Annotated in this window: 12 protein-coding genes; all 12 read left to right on the top strand. The window is 40.7% G+C overall.

The features are described from left to right. Positions 1–1148, top strand: a 1148-nt coding sequence (locus DSY56_RS05290; protein ID WP_160109912.1) for an LPXTG cell wall anchor domain-containing protein, incomplete at its 5' end; no start/stop codon positions are given. 163 nt (positions 1149–1311) lie between these two features. Beyond that, positions 1312–1602: a 30S ribosomal protein S6 gene (rpsF, locus tag DSY56_RS05285; RefSeq protein WP_001151778.1), complete on the top strand. Its 291-nt coding sequence runs from the start codon at positions 1312–1314 to the stop codon at positions 1600–1602. Positions 1603–1613: 11 nt separating this feature from the next. Beyond that, entirely contained in the window at positions 1614–2084 is a 471-nt protein-coding gene (gene ssbA / locus DSY56_RS05280; protein ID WP_112444282.1) for a single-stranded DNA-binding protein SsbA, read from the top strand. A 31-nt stretch (positions 2085–2115) separates the two neighbouring features. After that, on the top strand, positions 2116–2355 hold the full coding sequence (rpsR, locus tag DSY56_RS05275) for a 30S ribosomal protein S18 (protein WP_000068664.1): 240 nt from the start codon (positions 2116–2118) through the stop codon (positions 2353–2355). A gap of 239 nt (positions 2356–2594) precedes the next feature. Beyond that, positions 2595–3995 carry a bifunctional Cof-type HAD-IIB family hydrolase/peptidylprolyl isomerase gene (locus DSY56_RS05270; RefSeq protein ID WP_112444280.1) on the top strand — a complete coding sequence of 467 codons (1401 nt, stop codon included), beginning with the start codon at positions 2595–2597 and terminating at the stop codon, positions 3993–3995. 1 nt (position 3996) lies between these two features. Beyond that, positions 3997–4356 carry a S1 RNA-binding domain-containing protein gene (locus DSY56_RS05265; RefSeq protein WP_049525037.1) on the top strand — a complete coding sequence of 120 codons (360 nt, stop codon included), beginning with the start codon at positions 3997–3999 and terminating at the stop codon, positions 4354–4356. A gap of 53 nt (positions 4357–4409) precedes the next feature. Then, a complete protein-coding gene (locus DSY56_RS05260; RefSeq protein WP_112444278.1) occupies positions 4410–5159 on the top strand; it encodes a tRNA1(Val) (adenine(37)-N6)-methyltransferase in 750 nt (249 codons plus the stop codon). After that, entirely contained in the window at positions 5149–5433 is a 285-nt protein-coding gene (locus DSY56_RS05255; RefSeq protein WP_112444276.1) for a GIY-YIG nuclease family protein, read from the top strand. Before DSY56_RS05260 ends, DSY56_RS05255 begins: the two co-directional genes overlap by 11 nt. Then, on the top strand, positions 5423–5623 hold the full coding sequence (locus DSY56_RS12330) for a hypothetical protein (RefSeq protein ID WP_004257115.1): 201 nt from the start codon (positions 5423–5425) through the stop codon (positions 5621–5623). Before DSY56_RS05255 ends, DSY56_RS12330 begins: the two co-directional genes overlap by 11 nt. Positions 5624–5715: 92 nt before the next feature. After that, positions 5716–6651 carry a manganese-dependent inorganic pyrophosphatase gene (locus DSY56_RS05240; RefSeq protein ID WP_101501341.1) on the top strand — a complete coding sequence of 312 codons (936 nt, stop codon included), beginning with the start codon at positions 5716–5718 and terminating at the stop codon, positions 6649–6651. A gap of 86 nt (positions 6652–6737) precedes the next feature. Beyond that, the gene (locus DSY56_RS05235) at positions 6738–7250 is read left to right on the top strand and encodes a YiiX/YebB-like N1pC/P60 family cysteine hydrolase (RefSeq protein ID WP_112444275.1); all 513 of its coding nucleotides are present in this window, start codon (positions 6738–6740) and stop codon (positions 7248–7250) included. Beyond that, positions 7234–7884 carry a DUF1803 domain-containing protein gene (locus DSY56_RS05230; protein ID WP_112444274.1) on the top strand — a complete coding sequence of 217 codons (651 nt, stop codon included), beginning with the start codon at positions 7234–7236 and terminating at the stop codon, positions 7882–7884. The genes DSY56_RS05235 and DSY56_RS05230 overlap by 17 nt, the downstream gene beginning before the upstream one ends. Positions 7885–7922: the final 38 nt, after the last annotated feature.

Raw genomic sequence — 7922 nt, 5'->3', positions numbered from 1 at the left:
ATACAACAGTAAACTTTAATAAAGGCGATGAAGAAGTTGAGCTTGATAAATCTACTCTGACATTAGTTGATAAAACTGGTAAAGAAGTGAAAGAAGTTGTAGTTCCAGGAGAAGGAACATATGTACTGAAGGATGGAGTCGTTGAATTTACACCAGAAAAAGATTTCGTAGGGAAAACTTCTGGAGTAACAGTTCAAGTGAAAGACGTCAATGGCAAAGTAGTTTCTGAAACTTATACTCCAACTGTTCGCCCAGATACTAGATATGTAGTTATTGAAAAAGATGGCAAAGAAACAGATTTACTTCCACCTAAAGATGGAACTAAACCTTCGGAACAAATTCCAGGATACAATGTTGTTAGAACTGAAATTGATGAAAAAGGAAATACAAAACACATCTACGAAAAAGTTACAACATCATTTGTAGATGAAAGTGGTAAACCAGTTTCACCAAGCGAAGAGGGTAACCAACCTAAGAAAGCTATCTCAGGATACGAGTTTGTTAAGACAACAACTGATAAAGATGGTAATGTAACTCACGTTTACCGTAAAGTAGTTAAGACAACAACATCATTTGTAGATGAAAGTGGTAAGCCAGTTTCACCAAGCGAAGAGGGTAGCCAACCTAAGAAAGACATTCCAGGTTACCGCTTCGTAGAAACTAAGAAACTTCCAAATGGAGATACTGTTCATGTTTATGAAAAAGTAACACCACCAGCTCCAACACCTTCACCTGTTCCTCAACCAAATCCAGGTAAGCAAAATACAACTACTTGGACTGATGAGAATGGAAATCCATTGAAACCAACTGAGCCAGGTTCTAAAGAACCGGGAACAATTCCAGGTTACGAATATGTGAAGACTGTGACAGATTCAAATGGAAATATCAGACATATCTTCCGCAAAGTTGAGATGCCAACTCCAACACCGGTTGAACCGACTCAACCAGCACAACCGGTAGAGCCAGCAACTCCAGCAATACCTGAACAGCCAGCTAAACCTCAAATGCCAGCAACACCTAAATACGTTGATGGTAAAAAAGAATTGCCTAACACAGGTACAGAAGCTAACGCTAGCCTCGCAGCGCTTGGACTTCTTGGAGCCCTAAGTGGATTTGGACTTCTTGCTCGCAAGAAAAAAGAGGACTAAAAACTCATAGTTTTTGAGAAGATGATTCGTCATCTTCTTTTTTTATTTCGGTGTTTTTACTTGCGTAAAAAAATTTTTTCTAGTATAATAGTTTATTGTGAGCGAACCTCACTTACCCCTTGCAAAGTCTTGGGGTCATTAGACCAAAAGGAGGAACATATCAATGGCTAAATACGAAATTCTTTATATCATTCGTCCAAACATTGAAGAAGAAGCTAAAAACGCTTTGGTAGCACGTTTTGACTCTATTTTGACTGACAACGGTGCAACTGTTGTTGAATCAAAATCTTGGGAAAAACGTCGTCTTGCATACGAAATCAAAGATTTCCGTGAAGGACTTTACCACATCGTTAACGTTGAAGCAAACGACGACGCAGCTCTTAAAGAGTTTGACCGTCTTTCAAAAATCAACGCTGACATTCTTCGTCACATGATCGTCAAAACTGACGCGTAAGAAGGTAAACTATGATTAACAATGTTGTACTTGTAGGGCGTATGACACGTGACGCTGAGTTGCGTTATACCCCATCAAATGTAGCAGTTGCGACTTTTACTCTTGCAGTAAACCGTACATTTAAGAGTCAAAATGGCGAACGTGAGGCTGATTTTATCAATGTCGTTATGTGGCGCCAACAGGCTGAAAACCTTGCTAACTGGGCTAAAAAAGGCTCACTTATCGGGGTGACAGGTCGTATCCAGACTCGTAGTTACGATAACCAGCAAGGACAACGTGTCTACGTGACAGAGGTCGTGGCTGAGAATTTCCAAATGTTGGAAAGCCGTAGTGTGCGTGAGGGTCACACAGGTGGAGCTTATTCTGCACCAACTGCAAACTATTCAGTGCCTACAAATTCAGTACCAGACTTTTCACGTGATGAAAATCCATTTGGAGCAACAAATCCATTGGATATTTCAGATGATGATTTACCATTCTAATGGACAACTAAAATTATAAAGGAGAAAAAACATGGCTCAACAACGTCGTGGCGGATTCAAACGCCGTAAAAAAGTTGATTACATCGCAGCAAACAAAATTGAATATGTTGATTACAAAGATACTGAGCTTCTTAGCCGTTTCGTTTCAGAACGTGGGAAAATCCTTCCTCGTCGTGTAACAGGAACTTCAGCTAAAAACCAACGTAAAGTAACAACAGCTATCAAACGCGCTCGCGTAATGGCTTTGATGCCTTTCGTAAACGAAGATTAAAGAAAAGACCCGGTTGGGTCTTTTTTTCAGGTCCGGGTGGACCTCTTTTTCAGATTCCAACGGGTCTTTTTTACGAGTTCTGGAATGAGAAGTCGAGTTGAATTTGGATGGATTTTTTTCATAAATATTGATTTTTTTCTCATCCAAGAACCTACAATAAAACTGAAAACTTTTTGAAAATAGGGGATTTCTCTACTTTATGGTATAATGGAAAGAGTTAGATTGAAAGAGGTAGTGAGATGGATGCCAAATTAAGATACAAGGCAAAAAAGATTAAGATTGTCTTTTTTGATATCGATGATACATTGCGGAATTCAAAGACAGGTTTTATTCCGGCTTCAATCCCAACGGTTTTTAAGCAATTACGTGAGAAAGGAATTTTGACAGGTATTGCTTCTGGACGGGGGATTTTTGGTGTCGTTCCAGAGATTCGTGAGCTCAAGCCTGACTTTTTTGTAACCTTAAATGGGGCCTACATTGAAGATAAAAAAGGTCAGGTCATTTATCAACATCAGATTGAGAAGTCAGATGTTGAGGAGTACATTTCTTGGACGAAGGAAGAGGGAATTGAGTATGGTTTAGTTGGAAGTCATGATGCCAAGTTGTCGACTCGCACCGATATGATTAGTGAAGCTATCAATCCAATTTATCCCGATTTAGATGTAGATCCTGATTTCCATGAAAAAGAAAATATCTATCAGATGTGGACTTTTGAAGATAAAGGAGATGACTTGCGTTTGCCTGATAGTCTCTCAGACAAACTTCGCATGGTTCGTTGGCATGAGCATTCGTCTGATATTGTGCCGATTTCAGGCTCCAAAGCGATGGGTGTGGAAAAGGTTGTGGAACACCTAGGCTTGAAACCAGAGAACGTCATGGTTTTTGGAGATGGGCTCAACGACTTGGAACTCTTTGATTATGCTGGAATCAGCGTTGCAATGGGAATTTCTCATGATAAGATCAAAGAAAAAGCAGATTATATTACAAAAACACTAGAAGAAGATGGCATTTTTGATGCCTTAGAAGGATTTGGTATGGTAGAAAAAGAATTGCATTTCCCACAAGTAGACATTGAAACAGTAGAAGGTCCTCTCGCGACTATTAAGACCAATCACGGGGACTTACGTATCAAGCTCTTCCCAGAGCATGCTCATAAAACAGTGGCTAACTTTGTTGCGCTTTCAAAAGATGGCTACTATGATGGGGTCATTTTCCACCGTATTATCAAGGACTTTATGATCCAAGGTGGAGACCCAACTGGAACTGGTATGGGTGGCGAGTCAATCTACGGCGAATCATTTGAGGATGAATTCTCAGAAGAACTTTACAATATCCGTGGTGCTCTTTCCATGGCCAATGCTGGTCCAAATACCAACGGTAGCCAGTTCTTTATCGTGCAAAACCAACACCTACCTTATTCTAAGAAAGAAATTGCTCGTGGTGGTTGGCCAGAACCGATTGCGGAAATCTATGCCAACCAAGGAGGAACTCCTCACCTAGACCGCCGTCACACGGTTTTTGGACAGTTAGCTGATGAAGCTTCTTACGTTGTCTTGGATGCCATTGCTGCTGTTGAGACGGGGGCGATGGACAAGCCAGTTGAAGATGTTGTGATTGAAACAATTGAAATCGAGGACTAAGATGAAAATCGGTGATAAGCTAAAGGGTCGTATTACAGGGATTCAGCCCTATGGTGCCTTTGTTGAGCTAGAGACGGGTGATACGGGGCTGATTCACATTTCAGAGATTCGGACAGGCTTTATTGAAAATATTCATGAAGCCTTGAAAGTCGATGAAGAGGTTCAGGTTCAGGTAGTGGATTTAGATGAATTTACAGGGAAAGCCAGTCTTTCTATCCGCACTTTGGAGGAAGAAAAGCACCAGTTTCCGAGACGGAGACGCTTTTCAAGCGACCGCTTTAACTACGGCTTTGCGCCCTTTCGACGAATGCTACCAATCTGGACTAGAGAAGCCCTGCACCATTTAAAAAAGAAGAAGTAGTTTAGAGTTTTATATTTTTTGTAATGTTAATATAAATCTGCTATAATAGAACCATGAAAGAAGAACAATTATTAAAATCAGGGGAGCGCATTAACCAGCTCTTCTCAACAGATATTAAAATCATTCAAAATAGAGAGGTTTTTAGCTATTCGGTGGATAGTGTTCTCTTGTCACGTTTTCCACGTTTTCCTAAAAAGGGCTTGATTGTGGATTTCTGCGCTGGGAATGGAGCAGTGGGGCTATTTGCTAGCACTCGTACTCAGGCACAGATTTTGGCTGTTGAGATTCAGGAGCGTTTGGCGGATATGGCTGAACGCTCTGTCCGTTTGAATGGTTTGGAAGAGCAGATGGAAGTCATCTGTGATGATTTGAAAAATATGCCTGCTTACATTCAGGGAAGTAAGGTGGATATGATTTTGTGTAATCCACCCTATTTCAAGGTGGATCCTCATTCCAACTTAAATGAGAGTGAACATTATCTCTTGGCGCGACATGAAATCACGACCAATTTGCAGGAAATCTGTCGTAGTGCCCAGAGTATTCTCAAATCTAATGGGCGTTTGGCCATGGTTCATCGTCCTGATCGACTTCTGGATATTTTGGATACGTTACAACGGCATAATCTAGCCCCTAAGCGCCTGCAGTTTGTTTATCCAAAGCGGGAAAAAGAAGCCAATATGCTCTTGATTGAGGCTATCAAGGATGGCTCGACAAGTGGCTTTAAGGTCTTGCCACCTCTCATTGTCCACAATGATGATGGCTCTTATACGCCGGAACTCGAAGAGATTTATTATGGATCATAAGGCTTTCATGTATGTAGTAGAATGTAGAGATGGCTCCTACTATACAGGCTATACGACTGATGTGAGAAGACGCCTCGCTGTGCACAATAGTGGTAAGGGAGCTAAGTATACTAGGGCTCGCTTACCAGTCAAACTTATCTATGCTCAAGGATTTGCCAGTAAGGAAGAAGCCATGTCGGCAGAAGCCCTTCTCAAGCGTAAGAAGAGGCCACAGAAGGAAAGATTTTTATCTGAAAATCAAGATAGAAATTTACTTATACTCAATGAAAATTAAAGAGCAAACTAGGAAGCTAGCCGTAGGTTGCTCAAAGCACTGCTTTGAGGTTGTAGATAAGACTGACGAAGTCAGCTCAAAACACTGTTTTGAGGTTGTGGATAGAACTGACGAGGTCAGTACCCATACCTACGGCAAGGCGAAGCTGACGTGGTTTGAAGAGATTTTCGAAGAGTATCAGTTATTTTGAAGAATCGTGAGGAGTCCTTTGACTCCTCTTACTTTTGTCAAAAAGCGAAAAAAATGCTACAATAAAGAGAATAAACAAAATGAGGTATTATCATGTCTAAGATTCTAGTATTTGGTCACCAAAATCCAGACTCAGATGCCATCGGGTCATCTGTAGCCTTTGCCTACCTTGCAAAAGAAGCTTACGGTTTGGATACGGAAGCTGTTGCCCTTGGAACTCCAAATGAAGAAACAGCCTTTGTCTTGAACTATTTTGGTGTAGAAGCACCGCGTGTTATCACTTCTGCTAAAGCAGAAGGAGCAGAGCAAGTTATCCTGACTGACCACAATGAATTCCAACAATCTGTATCAGATATCGCTGAAGTAGAAGTTTATGGTGTTGTGGACCACCACCGCGTGGCTAACTTTGAAACTGCAAGCCCACTCTACATGCGTTTGGAGCCAGTTGGTTCAGCGTCTTCAATCGTTTACCGTATGTTCAAAGAACATGGTGTAGCTGTTCCTAAAGAGATTGCTGGTTTGATGCTTTCAGGTTTGATTTCAGATACCCTTCTTTTGAAATCACCAACAACACACCCAACAGATACAGTCATTGCTCCTGAATTGGCTGAATTAGCTGGTGTCAACTTGGAAGAGTATGGTTTGGCTATGTTGAAAGCTGGTACAAACTTGGCCAGCAAATCTGCTGAAGAATTGATTGACATCGATGCTAAAACTTTTGAATTGAACGGAAATAATGTCCGTGTTGCCCAAGTAAACACAGTTGACATCGCTGAAGTTTTGGAACGTCAAGCAGAAATCGAAGCTGCAATGCAAGCCGCTAACGAAGCAAACGGTTATTCTGACTTTGTCTTGATGATTACAGATATCGTCAACTCAAACTCAGAAATCCTAGCACTTGGTGCCAATATGGGCAAGGTCGAAGCGGCTTTCAACTTCAAACTTGAAAATAACCATGCTTTCCTTGCTGGTGCTGTTTCACGTAAGAAACAAGTGGTACCTCAATTAACTGAAAGCTTTAATGCTTAAAATTTTGAGTATAAATTCAAATTAGGAAAGGCTAGTTTGCCTTATATCGAAAGGAGTTTCGGCTCCTTTTTTTCTAGGAGTGAAGCATGTTAGAAAATGGTGATTTGATTTTTGTGAGAGATGAGTCGGACATGGGAAAGGCCATCCAGACTTCTACGGGCAACTATAGTCATGTTGCCATTTATTTGGATGGGATGATTTACCATGCTAGTGGACAGGCGGGTGTTGTCTGTCAGAAACCATCAGACTTCTTTGAGCCAAATCACTTGTATGATATCTATGTCTACTCAGAAATGGATGTCCAGTCTGTGAAGGAAAGAGCTTGTAAACATCTTGGGGCTCCCTACAATGCTTCTTTCTATCCAGATGGAGCTGGTTTTTACTGTTCCCAGTATATAGCAGAAATCCTACCGATTTTTGAAACTATTCCTATGAAATTTGGGGATGGGGAGCAGGAGATTAGTGATTTTTGGAGGGAGTATTACAGAGAACTAGGTCTGCCTGTTCCTCTGAACCAAGCTGGGACCAATCCCAGTCAGTTGCCAACATCACCTCTGTTAGAATGTAAAGAAAGGAATCTTCATGATTCAGATTTTTAATCCATCTCGTTTGACGAGACAGCCATTTTTTGGAGAATTGATTCGTTATCTGGACCAGCATGATGATGTGATTTTACGGGAAATTAAGGCTCAATTTCCAGATGTAGCAGTTGACAAACTCATGGAAGAGTATATAAAGGCTGGCTTTATTCTACGGGAAAATAAGCGTTATTACCTTAATCTTCCTATGCTTGAATCACTCGATAGTCTCGAACTGGATCAAGAGATTTTTGTTAAAGAAGATAGTCCGACCTATCAAGCTTTGTTGCAGAAGAGTTTTGAGACGGAATTGCGCAATCAGACCAATGCAGCTATTTTAGTTGAAAAGACGGACTTTGCGAGATCAAAAATGACCCTGTCCAATTATTTCTACAAGGTCAAACATCAGTATCCTTTGACAGAAAAACAGCAGGAACTCTATGCCATTTTGGGGGATGTTAATCCTGAGTATGCTCTCAAATACATGACAACTTTTTTGCTAAAATTTCTCAAAAAAGATCAGCTTATGCAGAAACGCCGTGACATCTTTGTGGACAGTTTAGTTGTCCTAGGTTATATTGTCCAAAATGAAGATGGAAAGTATGAGTTGGCTATCGATTTTGATAAGGAAAAATTAACTTTCTATTTAGTGTGATTGCTTTTTCTGAGCACATTGTTTGACTTTATCTATCG

Origin of the sequence: Streptococcus sp. 596553 (assembly GCF_900411395.1) — a bacterium.
Taxonomy (GTDB): Bacteria; Bacillota; Bacilli; order Lactobacillales; family Streptococcaceae; genus Streptococcus; species Streptococcus mitis_BA.
Note: the sequence above shows the minus strand (reverse complement) of the source record. Positions and strands in the feature narration are given on the sequence as shown.

Bases quoted from the DNA above. Each gene is read 5' to 3' on its own strand.
- rpsF (WP_001151778.1), top strand. From the start codon at position 1,312: ATGGCTAAATACGAAATTCTTTATATCATTCGTCCAAACATTGAAGAA.
- ssbA (WP_112444282.1), top strand. From the start codon at position 1,614: ATGATTAACAATGTTGTACTTGTAGGGCGTATGACACGTGACGCTGAG.
- rpsR (WP_000068664.1), top strand. From the start codon at position 2,116: ATGGCTCAACAACGTCGTGGCGGATTCAAACGCCGTAAAAAAGTTGAT.
- DSY56_RS05270 (WP_112444280.1), top strand. From the start codon at position 2,595: ATGGATGCCAAATTAAGATACAAGGCAAAAAAGATTAAGATTGTCTTT.
- DSY56_RS05265 (WP_049525037.1), top strand. From the start codon at position 3,997: ATGAAAATCGGTGATAAGCTAAAGGGTCGTATTACAGGGATTCAGCCC.
- DSY56_RS05260 (WP_112444278.1), top strand. From the start codon at position 4,410: ATGAAAGAAGAACAATTATTAAAATCAGGGGAGCGCATTAACCAGCTC.
- DSY56_RS05255 (WP_112444276.1), top strand. From the start codon at position 5,149: ATGGATCATAAGGCTTTCATGTATGTAGTAGAATGTAGAGATGGCTCC.
- DSY56_RS12330 (WP_004257115.1), top strand. From the start codon at position 5,423: ATGAAAATTAAAGAGCAAACTAGGAAGCTAGCCGTAGGTTGCTCAAAG.
- DSY56_RS05240 (WP_101501341.1), top strand. From the start codon at position 5,716: ATGTCTAAGATTCTAGTATTTGGTCACCAAAATCCAGACTCAGATGCC.
- DSY56_RS05235 (WP_112444275.1), top strand. From the start codon at position 6,738: ATGTTAGAAAATGGTGATTTGATTTTTGTGAGAGATGAGTCGGACATG.
- DSY56_RS05230 (WP_112444274.1), top strand. From the start codon at position 7,234: ATGATTCAGATTTTTAATCCATCTCGTTTGACGAGACAGCCATTTTTT.